We start from the raw sequence: 22,655 nt of genomic DNA, 5'->3' as shown, positions 1-22,655 counted from the left end.
CACCTCCTGCAGATCAGATGCGGTTTTCGGGAGCAGCCATCGGCGGCGTTCCGAAGAATTGCATAATCGTGTTGATGAAGGCCTGCATCTCGCTGGGGTCACGGGCGAGCTTCGTCGTCTTCAGGTACGCCTTGAGAGCGCCGGAACCATTCTTCGCGGCAGCGATGGCACCACGGACGAGCGCAGGACCGTAGCGGGCCGCGAGGGCTGCTACGGCCAGCGGCCATGCCTGCTCCGCAGCGGGAGCGTGTGTACTGTTGGCCGGCCCGGCTCCGACAGCCTGCAGGTACTGGGCTTCTGTGGTCGAGAGTTCGGCGACGAAGGCCGTGTCGGCCAGCAGCTCGCGAGTGTCGGAAGCGCTCAGTGTCTCCACCGGCTGGGTTGCACTCGCCGGCTGACCGGCCTCAGATGCCTGGGCCAGGCCGGAGCCGGCTCCGATGGCTATCGCGGCCGTGGCAGAAACGGCCGCCATGCGCAGAGTATTGTGATTCATACAGTATCTTCCTTTGCGTTATCGCAAAGGGGGAAGTCCGCAAGGGCAACCTGAACAGGCAAATTGAACCCGAAATACCCCTCCGAACTTCTATCCCCCAACTACTTTTACCTCGAACCACTCGCGGTCAAGGAGAGGTTCGACACGCAATACCCTTCCTTGGGTAAAGCATGGGCAGTACATTACCTGCCGTTTGATCATCCGTCCACGGTGAACCAGCCAGCGCTCATGCAAAATTGACGTTCAGTATGCTCCTGGCCTGTGACAACGCCCCACGACACGGAGATCCAATTGGCCGAATCCTCACTGGTCAGTCAGCCCGCCTCCGAGCCTGCCGGGGCGGGACTCCGGCGCCCCCTTTCGGGCGCCGACCGCAACTCCTCACCCCGCACCGGCCAGGAAGGCTGAGGGCGGTCCGCACCGTCCGCGACCGCGCCGCCCAGCTGCCGCCCAGCGGCGCCAGCTCGGCCGGCCCGGCCGCTGACCGGTGTTGTGCGAGGACATCCGGGGTGCGGCGACAGTGACGAACCCGCCTTCCGCTGCAACCGGCATTTCGGTATTCGACGGCGCCTTCGACCCACAGTCTTCGACGTCGCCGAGCGCACCGACTTCCCCAACGGGGTCACTCTCACCCGTCTCATCCGCCAGTGGGGGCTGTCACCAACCGGGTGGCGCCCCCTTCGCCTCTCCCGATCGGACGGGCCGGCAGGAGCCGGGGCCATGCGGACCCACGTGTCCGCAACCGCCAACAGCGATCAGCAGCGGGCGCGTAGCGGGATGCCGTAGCGGCCGAGAGAGGGCAGGCCGCAGCACGCGGCCGTGCGCTCAGGCACTCTCGAGGCGTCTGAGCGCGTGCATGGCCTCGCACTCGATACGGGCCAGATCGCCCATGACCGAGCCGGCCTGGGCGAGGTGCCGGGCCTCGCGTCCTTCACCCGCCTCCTTGATCAATGCCGCTGCTTCCGTCCAGAGGAGGGCAGCCTCGGCGTACAGCCTGTGGCCGGTACGCAGGTGGCTGCTGTCGAGCAGACCGGTGCATTCAGCGAGGAAGTCGCGGTAGAGGTTGCGGAACAGGGCGCCGCCCGTGCCGGCCTTCTCCATCAGGAGAGCCGCTTGAGGCAGGTCCCGCTGAGGATTCTCGGTGCGCTGAAGCCAGGTATGCACCAGCCTGCCGGCCTTGTCGATGCCTCGGTGGCCCAGGTTGGCGATGGGCGGGTTGAGGAAGGCGTCGGCGCAGGCGGTGATCGCCGGGATGATCTGTCCGTGCGGGGCGTGCATGGTCGTCGGAGCGGTGAGGGTGAAGGACCGGTGCCTGGCAGCCATCGGACCCCGCGCGGCTCTGGCCCGGGCAAGGCTGGTCAGGCTGGTGGAGACCGCTCCGCCTTGCTGCTCGGTGTCCACCAGGTAGGCGGAGCGGTCGTCGTAGCCGTAGAGGGCGACGATGTGGCCGCCGAAGTGGACTTTCGAGCCGAAATAGTCCAGGTGGTAGCTGTCGAGCTGAAGTCCGACGGGGTGACCGGCGTCGATCGAGGCCGCCACCATGTCCCATGCCTTGCGCGGGGAGGTGGTCTCCTGGACCCGGAGTTGAAGCCGGAGCCTGCCGGCCAGGTTCCGAGTGAGGTCGAAAGGCCTGATCCGTCCTCCGAGGAAAGGAAAGCCCATGTTCTTGCTGTCCCAGTAGATGAAGGACAGACCTGAGCCGAGACCGAACAGCATGGGCTCGGACAGATCGACTCCCTGGTGCCGGAGCAACAGCCCCAGGGTGGTCGTCTCACAGTGCTGCGTACCGTGGGCATCGATGTCTGTCACCGTGGGCATGCGGTGCTCCCCTGGACGAAGGTGATCGGTCGGGTCATCGGTTCATTCTTGCGCTGACCTGCCCGTCCACCGACCGGCTGTCCGTCTGCGGCAACCGGTGCGTGCCCCGTCAGTCGGGGGACCACCGGCTGCCCGCCGCGCGAGAAGGCCCCCCGGCGTTCCTGCCCGACCCCTCGCCGAAGGAAGCGGCCGGTCCTGCAGGAGGACCCGGCCCCGCCCGTCTGGCTCCGAACGTGGACGACGTGCAATCGGTGAGGAGCCGGTTGGCGGTGTTGCTGTGTACCGGCCTCTCCTCTCCGCACAGCCGGGCCGCAACTGGTGCCCCCGGAGGCTCTCACGCCGCGCCGGCACCTGTCCCTGGCTGGTCAGCCATGGGCGGGTTGGGGCCTCGTCGGCTTTTTGTGAAACGGAGCCGCGGTCCGCCAGGCATACCGGGAGGCCCAGGAGGAGCAGCTCACCGCCCTCGGGTCGGTCCTCGACGCCGTCGTGCTGGGGACCACCTGCGGTAGACGTTGTCGCCGAGCCGACGTGCTGCCTGGGGCGGTACGAGCCCTGTCCCAGTGGGGATCGGCGTACATGCCGGACGGTGCGCGGTCCACGGCCTGGCTAGGCGGTGAGCATGCCACTGCGCAGGTGGGTCAGGATGCGGGTGAGCAGGCGGGACACCTGCATCTGCGAGATGCCGAGTTCGGCGCCGATCTCGGCCTGGGTCATCTCCTGGGCGAAGCGCATCCGGAGGATCCTGCGGTCGCGTTCGCCGAGTTCGCGCAGGAGGGGGGCGAGGGTGTGCAGGTCCTCGAAGAGGGTCATGGCCGGGTCGTCGTCCCCGACTGTGTCGCTCAGCGGGCGGCCCTCGCGGCGGGCGGCCTTGCGCTCTGTAGCGCCGGTGGCCGAGTCGAGGGAGGCGCTGTGGTGGCCGTTGGCGGCCACCAGTCCTTCGATGACGTCTTCTTCGGGGAGTTCGAGGTGCTCGGCAATCTCCTTGACGTTCGGTTCACGTCCGAGTATCTCGGTGAGCGTCTCCTGGGTCTTGGCGAGCTCGATGCGGAGTTCCTGCAGGCGGCGTGGGACGTGCACGGCCCAGGTGGTGTCCCGGAAGTACCGCTTGATCTCACCGGTGATGCAGGGAAGCGCAAGGGTGGAGAACTCGACCTCCCGCTCGGGGTCGAAGCGGTCGATGGCCTTGATCAGTCCGATGGTGCCGACCTGGATGACGTCGTCGAGTTCGATGCCGGCGTTGATGCGGGCGGTGAACCGTCGGGCCGCGAAGTGGACGAGGGAGATGTTCATTTCGATGAGGGTGTTGCGCGCGTACTGGTACTCCCGCGTCCCCTCTTCCAGCTCCCTCAGCCGCACCAGGAACAGACGCGACAGCTCCCGCGCGTCCCTGGGCGCCACCTCGCGGGCACGGTCGATCTGCGGCAGAGGCTCCGCGAACTGTCCTGCGACGGCCGAAGCGTCCAGGGCGGTCCCCCGGGCGGAAATGGTGGCTGTGGCGATGCGTGGCATGTAACCGTTCCTCCCCTGAACGAATGGCTTGCGCGGGCGTGTGCCCACGCAAGCGGAATCCCAAGCGGACAGGTCTGAAGTCGTGGGCCTGTCAACGCATCGCGAGTCGAAGGGCTTCCAGCCGAGCCGCCCCGCGGGCCGGCGCGGCTCCGCGGAGCGGCCGGAGGCTGTGCCGCTTCTCAGGCGGCTACGGCCCGCACCTGTGGCTGGCGCAGTTCTGCCTGGCCGAAGAGGAGGGCATAGCCGTCGGGGAGCCGGTGCAGGATCCGGGCGAGGAGGTCGGTTCCGGCGAGGCGGGTGACGACGGCGAGGACGGCTCCGATGTCCCAGCGGGCGACCGCGGGGGTGGTGCCGGTGCGTTCGGCGAGGTCTTTGACGAACCCCCAGCCGGTGAGCTGTTCGGTGTCGGGGATCTGGGCGGTCAGGGTGAGGGCTGCTTCGACGGGGAGAGCCTGGGCGAGGTCGACGCGTTCGTCTCCGGTGAGTTGCCGTCCGAGGGCGGCCAGGACGTGGTGGACGGCTTCTGCGGCGCGTTCGCGGGTGGGGTGGGCGCCTTCGTAGCGCACGTGTTCCAGCATCTGGTCGAACGTCATGGCGGGGGTGGCCCGGTTCGGTCGAGGCTGGTCGTACATGACTGCGGTTGCCTTTCTCTGCGAAGGACTCCGGCCTCCGGCCGGTGGAGGTCGGGAGTCCGGGTGGTCAGGCGGGCTGGGGGTGGCCGAAGAGGACGTCGTAGCCGGGCGGGAGCTGGAGCAGGACCTCGCGGGTGAGGACGCCGTCTGCGGTCCCCGCCGCGGTGGAGGGGACCGCGCCGATGTCCCACAGGGCTGTCGTCTCGGTGGCTCCCTCGATCCAGGCCGCGGTCGCGCTGACGAACCGTTCCGGGGAGAGCGGCTCGGCGGCTTGCAGCGGGTTGAGGAGGATCAGGGCGTAGGTCTCGGGGAGCCGGGCGGCGAGTTCGGCGCGCACGGTGCCGACCAGGTGGGCGCCCAGCAGGGCCAGGACGACGCGGGCAACGCGGTCTGCGTCTTCCGGAGTTTCGTACTCGCCGCGTTCCTGCAACGGCTCTTTCTCGCCCTCCTCTGCCGGCTGGTGGTGAAGGGTTCAGCCGGAGATCTGCTTGCGGCCGGACTCGCCGATGCTGATCTTGCGGGGCTTGGCGCGCTCGGCGATCGGGATCCGCAGGGTCAGCACACCCGCGTCGTAGTCCGCTTCGATGCGCTCGGTGTCGAGGGTGTCGGCCAGCATGACCTGGCGGGAGAAGACGCCCAGGGGCCGCTCGGAGAGCTCCATCTGCACGGTGTCGCCCTTGGCCGGGCGGCGCTCCGCCTTGACGGTCAGCATGTTCCGCTCGACGTCGATGTCGACCGCTTCGGGGCTCACCCCGGGCAGGTCGAAAGCGATCACGTACACGTCGCCCTCGCGGTAGGCGTCCATCGGCATGACGGACGGCTTCGACCAGGTCCCGGACGCACCCGAGAGCTGCTGGACGATCCGGTCCATCTCGCGGAAGGGGTCGGTGCGCATCAACATCGCGAAACACCTCCAGTCGGTTCAGGCAGGAACTGCCAATGCGCTTCAACGTGCCACCGTTGTAACATGTCATCGAAACGATGACAAGCGCGGTGTCATCTGGAGGATGACGAGACGACGGAGAATCCCATGACCGAACCCGCCCCGCCGGCCACACCCGTCCCTTTCCTGGCCGCCGCGGCAGCACTGGAAGCCATCGACCAGTCCGTAAGGGACGCGCAGCAGGCCTCCGCACAGGATCCTGCGAACCCGGCGCCACCCGCCTCCGCCTCCGGCCCTCACCCGGCCCTGGCTGCGCTGCTGACGCTGCGCGAAGTCCGCGAACAGCTCGCCGGCTGGGAGAGCGGCCTGATCGAGACCGCCCGCAGCGAGGGTGCCAGCTGGGCCGAACTCGCCGGCCCCCTCGGGGTCGCCAGCCGCCAGGCCGCCGAACGCCGCTACCTCCGCCTGCGTCCAGGTCCCGCCGGCTCAACGGGTGAGGAACGTGTCCAGGCCACCCGCGAAACCCGCGCCGCCGACCGCACCGTCACCGCCTGGGCCCGCGACAACGCCGCCGACCTCCGACGCCTCGCCGCACAGATCGCCGCTCTTACCGGCCTGCCCACCGATGCGGTCGGCGCTCTGAATCAGGCCCTCGGTCAGGACGATGCCGCCCGCCTCGTGCATCCCCTGACCGACGCCAGGGTCCATCTGCGGGCCGAGGACGCCGAGCTCGCCGCACACGTCGACGCCCTCACCCGGCACATCCAGCAACTCCGCCGGACCGCCCGCGGCCGGCGCACCCCCAGCCTCTGAAGCAACGACCACCCCGCAGGTGGGTCCGCCTACTGCGAGTGGCACAGTCACCGAGCGGGATCAGTGCCACGGATGGCAGCCGCGCGCGGCACCACCGCCACGAGCCGCCACAGGCGCCGTGGCGGGTCGTGGTCGTCCTTCATCACCAGACAGTCAACCGCCGAAGAGGCGCAGGATTCGAGGAGCGTCGGGGAGGGCTTCCGGAGTGGGCGCCGTGCCGGTCAAGGGCATCAGATGCCCGTTGCGGCAGACGCCGGGCTGTTGATGGTCGATCTCCCAGTCCCTGTCGGTCCCGGTGGTCGACGAGCTGGTGGCGTAGAGCGGTTGACGGCAGGAACAGCACCAGAAGAAGACCCGCTCGCTCACACCCGCTCCAGGGAGGACGCCGAGCGGTGGTTACCGCGACCGGCGAGGCAATCTGTCCGGCACGGGACAGCAGTGGCGGCGGACCCACAGCGTGATGACGCTTTCATGCTGGATAAAACGATCCGGCACTGCTCCCGTCACCTCCTCACGGGCGGATTCACCCCCGTTCCACCGTAGGCGTGCCCTGCCCGCCTGCCGTCCCTGCCTGACTGCGTCGTGCGCCTCCCACACCATGCGGGAGGCCGAGGTGTTCGCCCTGGTTCCTGCAGCACAGCGCAGCAAAACACCCACGCCGAGGCGTGGGCGAGGAAGCTTCCGACCACGGCAGCTGACGCAGACGACAGCGCCGGCGACGGCCTGTCACCAGGACAAGCGAGCAGGCTGCACCCTCGCGAAGCGGGGCCGGTGGCCGCAGCCGTCCCGGAGGGGCGCGGGGCCGGTCAGGCCGCGGGATCCGGGCCGGCGGCATCGGCGGCGCGGCGGTACTCGGCGTTGAGACGCTGGGCCTCGTCGAGCTGGTCCTCGAGGATGATGATGCGGCAGGCCGCCTCGATGGGAGTTCCCTGGTCGACGAGTTCCCTGGCCCGGGCGGCAAGCCGCAGCTGATAGCGGGAGTAGCGGCGGTGGCCGCCGGCGGAGCGGAGCGGCGTGATGAGGCGGGCCTCGCCGATCGCGCGGAGGAAGCCCTGGGTGGTACCGAGCATCTCGGCAGCCCGGCCCATGGTGTAGGCGGGGTAGTCGTCGTCGTCCAGGTGGCCACCGAGCGGGCCGGTCGGATTCTCAGCTGTCATGGAACCTCTCTCACGAAACGGGTGAACGCGTGGAGGGGCCCTGGCGCCTATGGCACCAGGGCCCCGAAGGAACAGCTACACCATCTGCCGACCCTGGAAAAGCGTCGGCCTTCTGTTTCCGCTCGCCCGACCTGAACGGAGTCGGGACTGCGGGGATCGCGGTTGCTTGACCGGAGACCACCTCACTATCGATGTCCTGCGGTACCCGGGCTCTGCGTTCTGCCCGGGCGATCCTGATGGCGCTCGGCTCCTCCGTTCTTTCCTCTGGGATCAATCACTTACCGGTACTGCTGTACTGCGAACTTCCGGTGCGCGCGTCCGCAGCCGACGCCTTCACCGGGGTACTGCTCACTGACTTCACTGCTGAATACTGCAACCACTGCGTGAACTGCTTGCGGCGGCCCCTGATGACTGCGGGCCGCCCGGTCCGGTCGCCAGTCCCGTCACCTTGAAACAGCTCCGGCTTCGACACTCCGCCACCGCACCGTCCTGCAACTGCGGGTACTGCTGCCCGGCAGTTCGTCTCTGCCGGGCCCTTCGTTCTCTCTGGGCTACGAGAGAAACCATACCCACGCCACCGCCCAATGTCTACTCCGGCCGTCACAGATTTTGGAACGGAGGCGCTGAAGGTAATCGAAGGTCCGCGGACACAGGTCCGGGCCGGAAGGAGGCGCCGAGACGGGGCCGACAGCCCGGCAGCACGCGCCGCCTCCACGACGGCACGGACGCGGCTGGGTCCCGACCCGTCAGGGGGTCAGGGTCCCGACCGTGCGCTGCGCGCGCAGCAGTGCGGGCCGTCGCCCGGTGAGGCGAGGGCCCGTACGGTGTCCCGTCACGCAGGATTCCCGGCATCGTACGAGGCCTGTGCCTGGCGGGTGTCAGCGGCGGCCCCGGATCTCAAGCCACCGGAGCACGTCGGCACCCGCACGGAGCACAGCAGGCTCCCCCGAGGCGGGGTCGGGGCGCAGGCAATGCCGGCGGCTGCCTGCTCCGCAGGTGCGGCCGGCGGGCCGGTACTACGACCCGCGCCCCTGCGGACGCCAACGCCCGGGTGCTTTCCAGGCCGGCCGACCCCGGGATGGCCGCCGGTCATCACGGCGGGCGTACGGGAGAGGTCGCGGCCGGCCACGATGTCCTGGGTTCGGGTGGCCGCGGAGAAGGGCGAGCCGAGTGGCCACCGATCGGGCGGGTACTGCGGCAAGACCGGGTGCGGCAAGACCGGGTTCTGGCGCGAGCAGCGTGTTCGGGTGGCCTGACGGCTGCGGGGGCAGCCATCAGGGCGTCTCGTCATACTCGGTGCGGCTCGGGGTAGGCGCGGCACGTGAGTGATCTCGAACTTCAGCGGCAGGATTCCGAGGACCTGCTCGCCGGCCTGAGCGTGGACGTCAGTCGCCCGGAGCAGCCTGTTCTGCTCGATGCCTCCGGCGCGCCGATCAGAACGTGGAAGGAGAACTACCCGTACGACCGCAAGATCCGGCGGGACGAGTACGAGCGGACCAAGCGGATCCTTCAGATCGAGCTTCTGAAGCTGCAGCGCTGGGTCAAGGAGACCGGTGCCCGGCTGGTGGTGATCTGCGAGGGCCGTGACGCGGCGGGCAAGGGCGGAACGATCCAGCGGTTCACCGAGAGACTCAACCCCCGCGGGGCACGGATCGTCGCCCTGGACAAGCCGACCGCGCGGGAGGAGGGGCAGTGGTACTTCCAGCGGTACGTCCCTCACCTGCCGTCCGCAGGTGAGATCGTCTTCTTCGACCGGTCCTGGTACAACCGGGCCGGCGTCGAGAAGGTGATGGGCTTCTGCACGCCGGAGCAGCACGAGCTGTTCCTGCGGCAGTGTCCCCGTTTCGAGGCGATGCTCGTGGAGGACGGGATCCTCCTGGTGAAGTTCTGGTTCTCGGTCTCCCGCGCCGAGCAACGCACCCGTTTCGCGATCCGGCAAGTCGATCCGGTGCGGCAGTGGAAGCTGTCGCCCACGGACCTCGCCTCCCTGGACCTGTGGGACGCCTACACCACGGCGAAAGTCGAGATGTTCCGTGCGACCGATACCGCTCGCGCGCCGTGGACGGTGGTCAAGAGCAACGACAAGCGGCGCGGTCGCCTGGAAGCCATGCGGAGCCTGTTGTGGCGGATCGAATACGACCGCAGGGACGAGGCCGCGGTGGGCAAGCCCGACAGCCTCATCGTCGGCGCGGCCGACACGCTCCTTGAGGCCGGTGAGGAGCCTTCCAACCTCTCTCCCACTCCTCTGGCCGGGCCGCCCGTGGGCCCCGGCCAGCACCCCAGCCGCGCCTGTTCCGGCTGAGCATGAGCCCGGTCGAGCGCGAGCACATCACCGCCGCCTACGGCCGCCTACGCCGTGCTCGCCCACATCGACGGCGAGCCGTGCGCCCAGGTCGCGACCGGGCTGGGCCTGCCGGTGCCCGCTGCCACCGAGCCCCTCGCCGATGTCACCCCGAGTCCCGCCTGCGGCGGCCCATTGGGCCAGTCGGGTGAGGGGGCATAACCCCGGGCACCGTCGGCAGTTGATCAGCGCGTCCCGCCGTGGGCAGCTATCTCATGCGACAGTGCGACCTAAGGATCCCCCAGATGCTCAAGAAGTTCATGGCCACCGCCGCCGCCACCGCCGCCGTACTCGGCGCCGGTGCCGCCGCCGCCGCGCCCGCGATGGCGATCGGCAACGACAACGGCGTCAACACCGTGAACGGCAACGACGCGGCGCAGATCTACGGCAACCAGGAGACCCGCGGCGACCAGAGCCCGCAGCTCGGCGCCATCCAGGGCTCCCTCAACAAGCTCTGCGTCGGCCTGCCGGCCAAGGTCAACGCCCAGTCCCTGGTCGCGGTTCTCGCCAACATCGGCGTCCAGGACGTCAACGTCCTGTCCAACCCGCAGAACCAGCAGTGCGCCGAGAACTCCACCCAGGCCAAGGGTGACGAGTCCCTGTCGCACATCGCCAGCAACATCCCGGTTCTCTCCGGCAACCTCTCCGCCGGCAGCTGACCGGTTCTTCCGCGCCGGTGTCCCGCGTCACGCGTGGCACCGGCGCTTTCCTTTGGTCTAGACCTTGACAGGTTCAGACCATTCCGTTTCAGTGGGCGCTGTTGTCCCCACGGCAATTCCCCCCACTGAAGGAGCAGTTACGTGATACGTGCGCTTCGCCGCCGCGCCCTCGGCCTGGTCGCCGCCGCGGCCGTCACGGCCGGTCTCGCCATCGCCCTCCCCTCCTCCCCCGCCTCCGCCGCGGCCCCCTGCGCCTCCCCCTGGGCCTCCTCCGCCGTCTACACGAACGGCATGAGCGCCTCCCACGGCGGCCGCAACTGGCAGGCCAAGTGGTGGACCCAGGGCGAGACCCCCGGCACCACCGGCCAGTGGGGCGTCTGGGCGGACCAGGGCGTCTGCGGCAGCGGTGGCGGTCAGGACCCGGATCCCGACCCGTCCGGATTCGTGGTCTCCGAGGCCCAGTTCAACCAGATGTTCCCGAACCGGAACCCCTTCTACACCTACAACGGCCTGGTCGCGGCGCTGTCCGCGTACCCCGGCTTCGCGAAGACCGGCGACGACACGGTGAAGCGGCGCGAGGCCGCCGCCTTCCTCGCCAACGTCTCCCACGAGACCGGCGGACTCGTCCACATCGTGGAGCAGAACACCGCCAACTACCCCCACTACTGCGACGCGACCCAGCCCTACGGCTGTCCGGCCGGGCAGGCCGCCTACTACGGCCGCGGGCCCATCCAGCTCAGCTGGAACTTCAACTACAAGGCGGCCGGTGACGCCCTCGGCATCAACCTCCTCGCCAACCCCTACCTGGTGGAGCGGGATCCGGCCGTCGCGATGAAGACCGCGCTCTGGTACTGGAACACCCAGAACGGCCCGGGCACCATGACCGCCCACGCCGCCATGGTGGGCGGCGCCGGTTTCGGCGAGACCATCCGCTCCATCAACGGCGCCCTGGAGTGCAACGGCGGCAACCCGGCCCAGGTCCAGAGCCGGATCTCGAAGTACCAGAGCTTCACGCAGCTGCTGGGCGTCACCCCGGGCAACAACCTGAGCTGCTGACCCGGGGTCTGCGGCGGTCACCGCGTGCGCAGCGCGGTGGCCAGCTGGGCCCGTGAACGTACGTCGAGCTTCTGGTAGATACGGGTCAGCCGGGCCTCGACGGTCTTGACACTGAGGAACAGCTTCGCCGCGGCCTCCTGGTTGCTGGCGCCCTGGCTGACGAGCAGCGCGAGGCGGGTCTCGGCCTCGGTGAGGGCCGCGGCCGGGGAGGCCAGGGCGCCGTCGGCCCCGTCACCGGCGGCCGGTTCCCGGGCGAGCCCGGTCCACGGGCCGGCCCCGGCCCGCTCGAAGACCTCGGCCGCGGCCCGGAGCGCCGCGCGGGCCGGTGCCCGGCGCCGGCGGCGGCGCTCCACCCGGGCGAGGGCCAGCAGCGTACGGCCCCGCTCCAGTGGCAGCCGGAGGGCTTCGAAACGCTGCGCCGTGTCCTCCAGCAGGCGGACGGCGGCGTCCGCGTCGCCTTGCGCGGACAGGCACAGGGCGGCGGCCCGGTCGAGGGCGGCGACGACGCCGGTACGGCCGAGCCCGAGGGCGACGTCACGGACGGGGTCGATCAGTTCGGCCGCCTCGCCGGGCGCGTCGGCGGCGATCAGGGCCTCTGCGAGCTCCCCGTGCCAGCGCAGGATCGACGGGTCCACCACCTGCTGCGCGGCCTCCAGTTCGGCGACCTGGCGCAGGGTCGCGACCGCTTTCGCGGCCTCGCCCGTGGCCAGTTCGATCAGCCCGAGTGCGTGCAGGCTGCGGGAGAGGAAGACCTGGTCCTGCTCCTCCTGGGAGGCCTGGATGCCGCGGCGCGCGTAGCTCTCGGCCCGCGCGAAGCTGCCGCCCATGGTCTCGGCCATGGCCGCCACGTACCAGGCGGGGCCGGGCGAGAGGCCCGCCTCGATGGTCAGTTCCAGGGCCCGCCGGGCGTGCGCCGAGGCGGCTTCGCAGCGGCCGCTGCGCAGTTCCACCTCGGTGAGGCTGCGCAGGACCTCGAAGACGTCCTCTGCGGAACCGGTGCGCCGGACGGCCGGCAGCAGCACCATCAGCTGGCGGCGGGCGTCGTCGAGCCGGTCGTCGAACAGGGCGTGCCGGACGGCGAGGTACTGCGGGGCGTTGCGCATGCCGAGCGGGACCGCGGGCGCGGGAAGGTCCAGCGCCTCGGCGAGGATCTCCTCGGCTCCCGCGTCGCCGAGGATCCGGCCCATGCGGGCCCGTACGGTCAGGGCCATGGCCTGGGCGGTCTGGTCGCCGCCCCGCGCGGCGAGGGCGCCGGCCTCGGCGGCGGCGTCACGGGAGCGGACGGGGTCGCCGTCGCTGAGGTTGTGCTTCCAGGCGATCCGCAGCTGGACGGCGGCCTGCAGGGCGGGGTCCCCGGCGGCCTCGTCCATGGCGTACGCGAAGGTCTCGTCGAGCGTGCCGAGGGCCTGGCCCGCGGCGTCGATCACGGCGAGCCGGGCGCGCACCCGGTCGGCGGGCGAGGAGTCGCGGGCCAGGACGGCCCGGGTGGCGCGGCGTGCGAGGTCGGCGCGGCCGGCCCAGCCGGCGTCCTCGGCGGCGGTGACCAGACGGGCCAGTTCCTCGCCGGCCAGCGCGGACGGGGTGCGTTCGGCAGCGAGCAGTCCCAGTTCGGCGGCGAGGGCGCGCTGGCCGCGGCTGCGGCAGACCGCGGCGGCCTCGGTGATCTCCGCGGCGAGCCACTGGTCGGGGGTGTCGACGGCGAGCGCGCGGTGGCGTACGGCCTGGACCGGGTCGTCGACGGCGGCGGCCAGCGCCGCGTGCCCGGCGGCGCGTTCGGGCCAGCCCGCGTCGGCGGCGAGGGCGGTGGGCAGGGCGCCTGCGGTGAACTCGACGGTGCCGTCCTCGCCGACCCTGACCAGCGCGGCCCGTTCCGCTTCGGCCAGCTCGGCCTCGGCGTCGGGGCGGCCGGCCCGCCGCAGCAGGGAGATGGTGGGGCGGGAGGCGAGGGCGGCGAGCAGCAGGGTGCGCCGGGCCTGGGCGGGGGCTCCGGCGAGGAGGCGGCGGGCGACCTCCCGCGCCTGTCCGGAGACGGGCAGGGGGTCGGCGTGGTGGGCGCTGGAATCACGGGCCTCGGCGGCTTCGGCGAGGGAGTGGCCGAGGGCGAGGGCGAGGCGCGGGTTGCCGCCGCTGGCCTGGTGGATGCGGCCGGCGAGGCGGGCGGGGAGGCCGTGGCGCAGGAGGAGTTCGGCGACCTCGTCGGCGCCGAGCGGGGGCACCCGTACGGCGGGGACACCGGGGCCGCAGAGGAGTTCGCCGACCGGGGTTCCGCCCTGGACGCGTTCGGCGGCCAGGACGCGCACGAGGGGCGGAGTGAGGCGCAGGGCGAAGCGGAGCAGGTCGGTGCTCTCGGCGTCGAGCCACTGGGCGTTGTCGATGACGAGGAGGACGGGCCGGCGTGCGGCGAGGGCACGGAGCACCTCGACGACGGCCAGGCGCAGGGCGACGTGGTCGCGGCCGGCACCGGGGGCGTCGGCCTCCCGGCGCAGGAGCGCGATGGCGGTGCGCTGGGGGCCGGAGAGCTGTTCCAGGGCGGCCGCGGGCACGGAGGCCAGGAGGGCCGCGGCCGAGGCCTCGGGTATCCATTGGTCCGCGGCTTCGGGAGTGAGGCGGAGAACGCTCTCGTGGCGTGCCGCGGCCGCGGCCGCGACGGCGCGGACCACTTCGGTCTTGCCCGCGCCGGCGGGTCCGGTCAGGAGCGCCCGGCCGTGCGTGGTCAGCGCGCGGTCGACCGCCTTGATCAGTTCTCCGTGTCCGACACGTGTGTCAGCGTGCCCCGTCGCCGCCACGCACAGCCACCAGCCTTCCGGTCCCCAGCTCCTGTGCCCTTCCTGTGAGAGGCGAGAATACGAGGTCGGACGGCAGGTGGACCCGGATTGTGACGCAGAATTCAGTCACTCGACGCAGAAAACCCGGCGGACCTGCCGATACCCGAAGTATCGGCAGGCCCGGGGATTCGCTTGGTCCGTACTATCGCTCCGTCAGACGGATTCGGTACCGGACCCCGAGGCGGTGGGAACCGTCTCAGAAGGTGAGATTCCAGGAGTCGATCTTGCCGGTGTCGCCGCCGGCGTTGTCGTTGACCCGGAGCTTCCAGGTGCCGCTCGCGACCTCGGAGGAGGCGTTGACGGTGTAGACCTGGTTGATGTTGTCGGTGCTGCCGCCGGAGCGGTTGTGGACCGTGTAGACGGAGCCGTCCGGGGCGATCAGGTCGACCTTGAGGTCACCGATGTAGGTGTGGACGATGTTCACGCCGACCTTGNGCGTTGCCGGTCACGCCGCTGACGGCGAGGGGGCTCTCCACGGTGGTGTTGTCACCGATGGCGACGTCCGCGGTGTTCTCGAAGTACTTGCCGGCCGGCTGGGTCGAGGTCACGGCGGCGACGGCCGCGGCCGCGTCGGCGAGACCGGCGCCGCAGCCGCCGGTGCAGGTGCCGGCGAGCGGGCGGGCGTTGTTCTTGATCGCCGCCTCGATCTGGGCCGGGGTCAGCGCGGAGTTCGCGGACTTCATCAGCGCGGCGAGGCCCGCGACGTGCGGGGCGGCCATGCTGGTGCCCTGGTAGGGCTTGTAGATCTCGGCGCCCGGGGTGGTGGTGCCCGCGTTCAGGGTGGAGAGGATCGCGTTCTCGGGGGTGGTGACGGTGCCGGGCGTGTCGGTGGCGCGGCGGGTCTCACCGCCCGGGGCGGCGATGTCGATGATCGCGCCGTAGTTGGAGTAGTACGAGCGGTCGCCGGCGCGGTTGCTGGCGGCCACGTTGATCACGTTGTTGCAGCTGGCGGGCGAGAAGCCGGCCGCGTCGGAGTTGCTGTTGCCGGCGGCGACGACCACGGTCGTACCGCGGGCGACGGCCGCGTTGATCGCGTTCTGGTAGCTGGTGCCGCAGGCGCCGGGGCCGCCGAGGCTCATGTTGATGACCTTGGCCGGGGTGGCGTTGGCCGGGACGCCGGCCACGGAGCCGCCGGACGCCCAGGTGATGGCGTCGACGATGTCCGAGGTGGAACCGCCGCACTTGCCGAGCACGCGGACGTGCTGGACCTTCGCGCCGTAGGCGATGCCGGCGACGCCCTTGGAGTTGTTCGTGGCCGCGGCGATGGTGCCGGCGACGTGGGTGCCGTGCCAGGACGAGTTGCTGGCCTTGGAGTTGACGCCGCACTCGCCGTCGGTGGCGTTCCAGTCGCCCTCGTCGGCGGGGTTGCTGTCGCGGCCGCCGCCGTCACGGGCGTAGGTGGCGCTGCTGATGAAGTCGTAGCCGGCGACGGTGTTCGCCGCGAGGTCCGAGTGGGCGACGTAGCCGGTGTCGATCACGGCGACGGTGACGCCGGAGCCGGTGGTCTTGTCCCAGGCCGCGGGAACGTTCATGCCGGCGGTGGGCTCGAAGAGGTCCCACTGCTTGGCGTACTCGGTGTCGTTCGGGGTCACGGCCGTGGCGTAGGCACGGGTGTCGGGCTCGACGTAGGCAACGTCCGGGTCGGCGCGGAACTGCGCCATCACGTCGGCGGCCTCGGCCGGAGCGACGGTCCCGCCGAGGTTGACCAGCGCGGCACCGGTGCCCAGGCGGCGGTCGAACTTCGCCTTCTTGCCGGCCTTCTTCCCCTTGGCGGCGGCGTCGTCGGCGGCGGCGGCGTTGGAGCTGGCCTCCGTGGCGGAGGACTTGTATCCGACGATCAGGTTCTCGACAGGCGCCGTGGCGGCGACCGTGGCCGCGGAGGCCGTGGCGGGGTTCTCGACGGCCACGGCCACGGAGGCGGTCGCGGAGCCGGCGAGCAGGGTGACGGACATGGCCACCACGGATATGAGCCTGCGTCTCGTTGCGTGCACGTGATCCCTTTCGAGGGCCGTTTCCGGGCAGGCCGGAGCGGCCGGTCGGTGCAGTGTGGGGGTGGTTCCGGCGGCTGCGGGGCCGGGAGCGAGTTGGTCGGTCTCGCCCCGGCTGCCGCCGCACGCCACGTTGTCCCGGCCGCAACGGCGAGGCAGGGGCAACGGCGGTCCCGGGTCGCTTCCCCCGGTGGGAGGCCTACACGCCATGTGGGGTTGGAGTGTGTACCACCCGGCCTGGGGAAGATCGCCGGTGGGCAGACAGTAGGCAACGCGGGGATGAACTGGATACGGGGAAAACCCTTGTCCGCCCCCCGCGACTCCCCCCGGGGGCCCTCAGCAGGCGGTGTGACCAGGTCTTTCCCGTCCCACGGCAAGGGCGGGGCGGGAACGGCGTTCGGCGGCACCACTGGGGGTTCGCCGGTGGAAATCGTGCGCCCAGGAGGTGGGGCACGGCCGGGGTCAGGACTCGTCGTGGGCCGCCGGGTACAGCCTGCGGAAGTACGTCCAGCTCGTCTCGTTCGGTTCGCTCCACTTCTCCGGTGCGTGCGCGAACTCGGGGTGGTGGGCGGCGATGTACGCGCGGGTGCGTTCGGGGACCTGGGTGTAGGCGTCGAGCTTGCGGCCTCGGCAGTGGAAGGTGAGACCGCCGGGGCGCGCACCCTGTTCCATCCAGGGCAGCCACGGGGACATGCGGGTCCAGGACATCGTCGCCGGGACGCTCACCTCGTCGGTGGTGAGGGCCGTCGCGGGTGCGAAGAACTGGAAGAGCTCCAGGGCCCGGTAGGTGTCGTCGGCCGAGTTGTCCGGGTACTCCTCGACCGGCAGCGGCGAGGGGTAGGCGAGCGGGATCTCCAGGCTGAAGCAGATCTGGTCGCCCAGATCGGTCACGGGGACCGGGAAGGGCCGCCACTTCTGGTTGGCGGGGTCGTTCCAGACGTGGACGACGGGCTTGTCCCGCCAGGTCTCGATGATCTCGCGGGTCACCGGGTCCAGATAGAACGCGGCTTCCCGGGACAGCAGCCGGTAGCCGCCCTCCTCCTCCTCGTCCGCCACGAGGCGCGCGACGTTCAGCCCTTCGAAGCCGAAGAGCCGCCGGTAGGGCTCGCCCGGCGCCCAGGAGTGGACGTCGCCCGTCCACCAGTACGTGACCTCGCCGCCGTCGAGCCGGGCGCGGGTGCGGGCGAACGCGTGCAGGAGCTCGGCGGGGGTCGCGGCTGGTGTCGCGGCTGCTGTCATGCGCCCACTGTGTCCGGTCACCACCCGGCCGGACAAGCGGCCCCACGGACAACCCCGGCCACTTCCGCGCCGGTTGACCCTGCCACGCGGCGCCGCCCTGGAGCGTACGCGCCGGCGCTCGGAGGAGCGTACGAAGGGGCGTGGCGACCGTCATGCGGATGGCAGGTTGACGACGGGGGCGGCACCGGTAACCGTGACCGCCATGTGGAAAGAACGCCGACTGCTCGCTCTCGTCATCTGCCTGGTCCTGGCCGGTGGGCTGACCGCCGCGGTGGTGGGTGCCTCGCGCTCCGCCGGTCCGCACGCGGGGGCGACGGCCGGCGGCCCGGCGGCCTCCGACTACGTGGACATACGCGACGTTCCTCCTGCCCCACCCGTCGCCCCCGCCACACCCGCCGACCCGGGCGGCGGATCGCCGGGGTCGATGGTCGTGGACTGCGGCCGCAACGAGCGCATGCACTACAACGAGGACAACCTGGTGGTCTCGCCCGGCCTGCGGTCCGGCGCCCACCACACGCACGCCTACGTCGGCAACCTGTCCACCGACGCCATGTCGACCGACGCCTCACTGGCCGCCGCCGCCACGAGCTGCGCGGGCGGCGACCGGTCGACGTACTACTGGCCCGTCCTGCGCCGCCTGGACCGGCCGGGCACCCGCCCGCACGAGAGGTCCGCGGGGCACGGCAACACCGGCGAGATCGTGCCCGAGACCACGGTCCGGGTCGAGTTCCGGGGCAACCCGGTGAGCAAGGTCGTGGCGATGCCGCCCTTCCTGCGCGCGATGACGGGCGACGCGGTCGCCCGCACCGCGCGCAGCGACGCCCACGTCCGCGCCCGCTGGGGGTGCTCCGGCTCCCCCGACCGCTCCACCACCCGCTATCCGCGCTGCCCCGAGGGCGACCGCGTCACCCGCACCCTGACCTTCCCGAGCTGCTGGAACGGCCTCGACACCGCGAGCGCCGGGCACCGCTCGCACCTGCTGTTCCCCGGGGGCAACGGGGTCTGCCCCAGCGACACCTTCCCGGTGCCCGAGTTGCGCGTCTCCCTCGCCTACGTGGTCCCCGCGGGCGTGCCCGTGGCGATCGACTCCTTCCCCGAGCAGCGGCACAGTCCCAGGACGGACCACGCGATGTTCGTCAACGCGATGACCGGGCCTCAGATGACCGCGCTCGTCGACTGCCTCAACGAGGGCCGCTCCTGCCGGACTTGAACCCCCCGCCCCGCACGTGACGCAGGTCACATGAACCGTATCGGCTCCACCGGCGTGTTCCGACCGCACCACGCAAGCGAGGAAGACGGAGAGGGTGAGATGGCCGGACCACTGTGGCCCCGCACGCGGCGGGGCTCGACCGACGAGGCTCTGATCAAGTCCGTGTACGAGGAGCACGGCCACGCCCTGCTCGCGTACGCCACCCGGCTGACGGGGGACCGGGCCGCGGCCGAGGACGTCGTGCAGGAGACCCTGATACGTGCCTGGCGGCACTCCGAGGTACTCGTGAACGGAAAGGGCTCGGTGCGCGGCTGGCTGCTCACCGTGGCCCGTAACATCATCACCGACCGGTACCGGGCCAGGGCCGCCCGGCCGCCCGAGGTGTCCGGTTCGGCGGCCACTCCCCCGGTGGAGGCGGACCACGCCGACTCCGTGGTGGACAGCATGACGGTGCTGGGGGCCCTCGACCGGCTGTCCCCGGAACACCGGGACGTGCTGAAGGAGTTGTACTACCGGCAGCTCAGCGTGGCGGAGGCCGCCGACGCCCTCGGTATCCCGGCGGGTACCGTCAAGTCGCGCTCGCACTACGCGCTCAAGGCCCTGCGCGACGTCTTCAGGGACGACGGCTTCCGGGAGGGCGGCACAAGAGACGGAAAACGATCGGGCAGGCCGCCCCAGCAGCCGGCCGGACTGCGTGAGGTGGTGGCATGAACCGGCAGCGGCACGAGGAGGAACTGCTCGGCCCGTACGTGCTCGGCGTCCTGGACGACGAGGAGATCCGCCGGATCGAGGGACACATGAGCGGATGCGTGCAGTGCCGGGAGGAGGTGGCCGCGTTGCGCGAGATGGAGGCGGCACTGGGCGAGGTGCCCGAGGAGGCGTTCCTCGACGGACCGCCGCAGGGCGGTGACCTGCTGCTCCAGCGCACCCTGCGGCAGATGCGGGGCGAGCGTGCGGGTGCCGCACGCCGTCGTGCGGGGTTCACGGGTCTGGCGGTGGCCGCTTCGCTTGCCGCCGTGTTCTGGGCCGGTACGCAGCTGGGTGCGGGCGATCCGGAACCCGTCGCACTGCCCGTACCCCCGTCGCCGACCGCTTCGGCGGACCCCTCTCCCCCGCCCAAGGGGACCACGCTGCACTCCGCGACCGACGCGGGCACCGGCGCGCGGATGACCGTACAGATGACGCCGGCCACCAAGTGGGTGCGGCTTCGGGCGGCGGTCACGGGAGTGCCGCAGGGCGAGCGCTGCCGGCTGATCGTGGTCTCCAAGGACGGCAAGCGCACGACCGCGGGCAGCTGGGTCGTGGGCAGCCAGGAGAACGGCGAGGCCAAGGGGGCCGGGCTGGACGGTTCGGCGGCCGTGGACCGGGCCGACGTCAAGGCCGTCCTGGTCGAGAACGAGTCCGGCAGGACCTTCGTGTCCGTCCCCGTGTGACCGCCCGACGTGTGACCGTGTGACCTCGGGGCGGACGTGACGGAGCCCGGGAGCATATCCAGCTCCCGGGCTCCTGAGTGCCACCCAATTGCGCACACCGGCACGTTTAAGAGTCGCGGATCATTCTGAGATCGACGTGTTCTGCCTTTGAACTACCGCGCCACGCAAGAGGCGCAGGAGGGACTTGAACCCCCATCCGTCGATGGTCGTCCACGCTCGGTCGATCCGGTGTTCGGCGGCGAATACTGAGACTGGAGCGAGAATCTGAGATTCAAGGGGCCGCCTCTACCGACTTGGGCCACCCCGGCACGCAATGCCGGGGGAGGGATTCGAACCCCCAACTGACACCCCTGTTTCAGCTTCAACATCAGTTTCAGCTTGCGCTCTCGCGCACCTCCCGCAGACATACGGGAGGGGTTCTTGAGGGCTACCTGAACAGGTAGCCGAACACCGCGTCCCCGACCCGCTGGTCGGTGACCTCGGCGCTGTTGGCCTCCTCACGGGCGTACTTCACGGCCTGCTGGAGCTTCTCGACGCGGTCGAGCAGCTCGTTGACCCGCCGGGCGGGCAGCGCGCCGGAGAACTTCACGGTCGTCCAGTACCCGACCGGCACGTCCTCGTAGTACACCTCGACCTGGGCCGGGTGCTTCTCGGTGGCCTCGGCCTTGACGTGGTTGCGCGGCACCTTCTTGGTACGGATCGTGCGCACCGGGTCCGTCTTCCAGGAGTCCGTGGACGGGTCCAGGTTCCAGGACTCGGAGGCGTCCAGCACCGGCAGCTTGCGCACGAAGGTGTGCAGGTCCGTGAGCTGCTTCTCCAGGAAGAGCAGGTACGGCACGGGCACCTGCGCCAGCAGGACGTTGCCGTCGACGACCACGTCCGCGGCCGCGCTGCGGTTCGCCCAGTCCTTGGTCGCGGTCACGTCGAAGAGCCGCGTGAGGGTCCCGGCCGTCGCGCGCAGCACGTCCTCCGCCTTGACCTGCACCCGGGTGGACTCGGGCGGCAGCTGCTCGCCTTCCTCGTCCTTGGGCTGGTACGTCCGCGAGATGCCGGCCAGCAGGGCGGGCTTCTGCACGTCGTGGTGAGCCTGGGTCAGCTCCTGGAGGGACTTGGACTTGACGCCCTTTTCGACTGCGATGATCTGATTCAGCTTCGGCACGTGATCAACCTATCAGCCGCTTGTCCGATCATTCACCCGGATTTCCGGCACGCCCGCCCGGTCCAGGATCCGGCGCATGTCCTCGGGCGGGAGAGCCGGGTTGGTGGCCGCGGCGACCGCGGTGTGCTCGTCCGGATCGGCGAGCAGTTCGCGGATCCGCGCCACGGGGAGCCGGGGGTGCCGGGCGGCGGCGTTCCGCGTCCCGGGGTCCCGGCTGAGGCGGTCGAGGAGTTCCGGATCCAGGCCGGGATCGCGCAGGGCCAGCATCCGGCGTTCGGGATCCGGCGAGTCGCCGAAGCGGGCGGCGAGCCCGGCGAAGGGAAGGCCCGGCCGGGCGGTCGGCATGCCGGCGGCGCGGTGGGTGCCGCCCAGGTAGAGGTCGAGGAGCAGCTCCGGCGGCGGTGCCGGGTGGAACTCCGCGAGCAGCAGCCGTACGGCGAAGTCCTCGTCCTCCGCGAGCAGTTCGACGGCGTCGGCCGGCAGGTCCGGGCAGACGGCGGCGCTGCGGCGCAGCCAGGTGTGGGCGGACCGGGCGCACTGCCGCAGGAACTCGGCGTCCTCACGCCGCTCCCACACCCAGCCGAGCGTGCCCAGCCGGGCCTCGGGGTCCACGGTGTAGTCGATGGCGGCCCGGTCGGCCTCGCTCAGCTCGGGGCGGGCGGAGACCACCAGCCGGACCGCCGGGTCGGGGTCGACGGCGAGGCGTGCCACCAGGTCGGGCGGGAGTGAGGGGTTGCCCGCGAGCGCCCCGAGCCGATCGCCCTCGGCGACCAGGCGTTCGGTGAGTTCCCGGGAGAGCCGGCCGGTCCGCAGGACCTCGGCCGCCGGCCACGAGCCGTCCAGTTCCCCGATGAGCCAGGCAGTGCGTTCCTCGTCCTCGGGGCAGACCTGTTCGGCGGCCGCCAGCCGTACCTCGCGGTCGTCGTCGTGCAGAAGTCGCTGCCGCGCTGCGTCCGGGAGCTCGTGCCAGGCATCCCGGCAGGCGGCCAGGCGGAACAGCGGGTCCTCGTGGTCCGCGAGGCCCACCAGCATGTGGGCGGGCGGCCGCCCGCCCCAGCTGAACAGTTCCTGGCGCACCAGGGCCTCGGGGTGCGTCAGCAGCCGCTCGTACGCCCAGTCGGGCAACGGGGGCACCGGCTCCCGGTAGGGCATGGGACCGACCGCGAGGCTGAGGTGGACCGACTTGGACGGATCGTCGACCAGCCGGGCCCGCTGCTCGGGGTCGGCGTCGGCGTTCTCCGCGAAGGCCTTCCGGACCTGGCGGTCCGGGTGGACCAGAATGGCCTCGATCACTTCCTGCGGCAGAACGGCGCGCTTCGGAACCGGGCGTCGCGCGCACTCGTCCTCCTGGCCGAGCAGCCGCAGCAGCACATCCGCCGGTGCCGCTCTGTTGACCGCCAGCGCGTACAACTGACGCGTCCACTGGTCGCACATGTTCCG

General features: G+C 71.0%; 19 protein-coding genes and 4 pseudogenes. 8 read left to right on the top strand and 15 right to left on the bottom strand.

The genetic code is table 11. The features are described from left to right. Positions 1–13 precede the first annotated feature (13 nt). The 6 genes from AAT21_RS20345 to AAT21_RS20320 all read right to left on the bottom strand — a co-directional run bounded on the left by AAT21_RS20345 (position 14) and on the right by AAT21_RS20320 (position 5,353). A complete protein-coding gene (locus AAT21_RS20345) occupies positions 14–493 on the bottom strand; it encodes a hypothetical protein (protein WP_157879743.1) in 480 nt (159 codons plus the stop codon). Positions 494–1,318: 825 nt separating this feature from the next. Beyond that, the gene (locus tag AAT21_RS20340; protein WP_046778200.1) at positions 1,319–2,311 is read right to left on the bottom strand and encodes a BtrH N-terminal domain-containing protein; all 993 of its coding nucleotides are present in this window, start codon (positions 2,309–2,311) and stop codon (positions 1,319–1,321) included. A gap of 606 nt (positions 2,312–2,917) precedes the next feature. Then, on the bottom strand, positions 2,918–3,820 hold the full coding sequence (locus AAT21_RS20335) for a SigB/SigF/SigG family RNA polymerase sigma factor (protein ID WP_052757893.1): 903 nt from the start codon (positions 3,818–3,820) through the stop codon (positions 2,918–2,920). A 179-nt stretch (positions 3,821–3,999) separates the two neighbouring features. Beyond that, positions 4,000–4,452 (bottom strand): DUF2267 domain-containing protein, encoded by a 453-nt coding sequence (locus AAT21_RS20330; RefSeq protein WP_046778199.1) that lies wholly within the window; start codon positions 4,450–4,452, stop codon positions 4,000–4,002. 67 nt (positions 4,453–4,519) lie between these two features. Next, positions 4,520–4,882 carry a DUF2267 domain-containing protein gene (locus AAT21_RS20325; protein WP_046778198.1) on the bottom strand — a complete coding sequence of 121 codons (363 nt, stop codon included), beginning with the start codon at positions 4,880–4,882 and terminating at the stop codon, positions 4,520–4,522. Positions 4,883–4,924: 42 nt separating this feature from the next. Then, positions 4,925–5,353, bottom strand: a complete 429-nt coding sequence (locus tag AAT21_RS20320; RefSeq protein WP_046778197.1) for an Hsp20/alpha crystallin family protein — start codon at positions 5,351–5,353, stop codon at positions 4,925–4,927. Positions 5,354–5,482: 129 nt separating this feature from the next. Here AAT21_RS20320 and AAT21_RS20315 point away from each other — a divergent pair, with 129 nt between their 5' ends. Next, complete coding sequence (locus AAT21_RS20315; RefSeq protein ID WP_046778196.1) at positions 5,483–6,148, top strand: hypothetical protein; 666 nt, start codon at positions 5,483–5,485, stop codon at positions 6,146–6,148. A 153-nt stretch (positions 6,149–6,301) separates the two neighbouring features. Here the strand turns inward: AAT21_RS20315 and AAT21_RS20310 are convergent, their stop codons facing one another. The 3 genes and pseudogenes from AAT21_RS20310 to AAT21_RS39190 form a co-directional block, all read right to left on the bottom strand. Next, positions 6,302–6,514, bottom strand: coding sequence for a hypothetical protein (locus tag AAT21_RS20310; protein WP_046778195.1), 213 nt, complete (start codon positions 6,512–6,514; stop codon positions 6,302–6,304). A 440-nt stretch (positions 6,515–6,954) separates the two neighbouring features. Continuing rightward, complete coding sequence (locus tag AAT21_RS20305) at positions 6,955–7,305, bottom strand: MerR family transcriptional regulator (protein WP_046778194.1); 351 nt, start codon at positions 7,303–7,305, stop codon at positions 6,955–6,957. Between the two features lie 999 nt (positions 7,306–8,304). Further along, positions 8,305–8,506, bottom strand: a pseudogene (locus AAT21_RS39190) (hypothetical protein); the annotation flags it as partial. A 120-nt stretch (positions 8,507–8,626) separates the two neighbouring features. Here AAT21_RS39190 and ppk2 point away from each other — a divergent pair. The 4 genes and pseudogenes from ppk2 to AAT21_RS20290 all read left to right on the top strand — a co-directional run bounded on the left by ppk2 (position 8,627) and on the right by AAT21_RS20290 (position 11,361). Next, positions 8,627–9,607: a polyphosphate kinase 2 gene (gene ppk2, locus AAT21_RS20300; protein ID WP_046778193.1), complete on the top strand. Its 981-nt coding sequence runs from the start codon at positions 8,627–8,629 to the stop codon at positions 9,605–9,607. After that, a pseudogene (locus tag AAT21_RS39185) lies at positions 9,586–9,769 on the top strand (hypothetical protein); the annotation flags it as partial. The gene ppk2 and the pseudogene AAT21_RS39185, both read left to right, overlap by 22 nt. Positions 9,770–9,891: 122 nt before the next feature. Further along, positions 9,892–10,305 (top strand): rodlin, encoded by a 414-nt coding sequence (locus AAT21_RS20295; RefSeq protein ID WP_046778192.1) that lies wholly within the window; start codon positions 9,892–9,894, stop codon positions 10,303–10,305. Positions 10,306–10,446: 141 nt separating this feature from the next. Further along, on the top strand, positions 10,447–11,361 hold the full coding sequence (locus tag AAT21_RS20290; protein WP_046778191.1) for a glycoside hydrolase family 19 protein: 915 nt from the start codon (positions 10,447–10,449) through the stop codon (positions 11,359–11,361). A 17-nt stretch (positions 11,362–11,378) separates the two neighbouring features. On the opposite strand, the gene AAT21_RS20285 is transcribed toward AAT21_RS20290, so the two are convergent. The 4 genes and pseudogenes from AAT21_RS20285 to AAT21_RS20275 form a co-directional block, all read right to left on the bottom strand. After that, positions 11,379–14,147 carry a helix-turn-helix transcriptional regulator gene (locus tag AAT21_RS20285; RefSeq protein WP_200904425.1) on the bottom strand — a complete coding sequence of 923 codons (2,769 nt, stop codon included), beginning with the start codon at positions 14,145–14,147 and terminating at the stop codon, positions 11,379–11,381. A gap of 235 nt (positions 14,148–14,382) precedes the next feature. Beyond that, a pseudogene (locus AAT21_RS39180) lies at positions 14,383–14,620 on the bottom strand (proprotein convertase P-domain-containing protein); the annotation flags it as partial. Position 14,621: 1 nt separating this feature from the next. Further along, a pseudogene (locus tag AAT21_RS20280) lies at positions 14,622–16,138 on the bottom strand (S8 family peptidase); the annotation flags it as partial. 498 nt (positions 16,139–16,636) lie between these two features. Further along, positions 16,637–17,413, bottom strand: coding sequence for a DUF1838 family protein (locus tag AAT21_RS20275; protein ID WP_046778189.1), 777 nt, complete (start codon positions 17,411–17,413; stop codon positions 16,637–16,639). 202 nt (positions 17,414–17,615) lie between these two features. Here AAT21_RS20275 and AAT21_RS20270 point away from each other — a divergent pair, with 202 nt between their 5' ends. From AAT21_RS20270 to AAT21_RS20260, 3 genes are all read left to right on the top strand, one after another. Continuing rightward, a complete protein-coding gene (locus AAT21_RS20270) occupies positions 17,616–18,623 on the top strand; it encodes a DUF1996 domain-containing protein (RefSeq protein ID WP_046778545.1) in 1,008 nt (335 codons plus the stop codon). Positions 18,624–18,722: 99 nt separating this feature from the next. Then, positions 18,723–19,334, top strand: coding sequence for a sigma-70 family RNA polymerase sigma factor (locus tag AAT21_RS20265; RefSeq protein ID WP_046778188.1), 612 nt, complete (start codon positions 18,723–18,725; stop codon positions 19,332–19,334). Continuing rightward, positions 19,331–20,056 (top strand): anti-sigma factor, encoded by a 726-nt coding sequence (locus AAT21_RS20260; protein ID WP_046778187.1) that lies wholly within the window; start codon positions 19,331–19,333, stop codon positions 20,054–20,056. The genes AAT21_RS20265 and AAT21_RS20260 overlap by 4 nt, the downstream gene beginning before the upstream one ends. A 427-nt stretch (positions 20,057–20,483) precedes the next feature. Here AAT21_RS20260 and AAT21_RS20255 read toward each other — a convergent pair whose 3' ends face one another. Beyond that, positions 20,484–21,215 carry a DUF7873 family protein gene (locus AAT21_RS20255; RefSeq protein ID WP_030848455.1) on the bottom strand — a complete coding sequence of 244 codons (732 nt, stop codon included), beginning with the start codon at positions 21,213–21,215 and terminating at the stop codon, positions 20,484–20,486. Between the two features lie 12 nt (positions 21,216–21,227). After that, on the bottom strand, positions 21,228–22,649 hold the full coding sequence (locus AAT21_RS20250) for a hypothetical protein (RefSeq protein WP_046778186.1): 1,422 nt from the start codon (positions 22,647–22,649) through the stop codon (positions 21,228–21,230). Between the last annotated feature and the right edge of the window lie 6 nt (positions 22,650–22,655).

Source organism: Streptomyces yangpuensis, assembly GCF_001005295.1.
Taxonomy (GTDB): Bacteria; Actinomycetota; Actinomycetes; order Streptomycetales; family Streptomycetaceae; genus Streptomyces; species Streptomyces yangpuensis.
The sequence above is the reverse complement of the archived record's forward strand: the minus strand, read 5'-3'. Positions and strand labels throughout refer to the sequence as shown.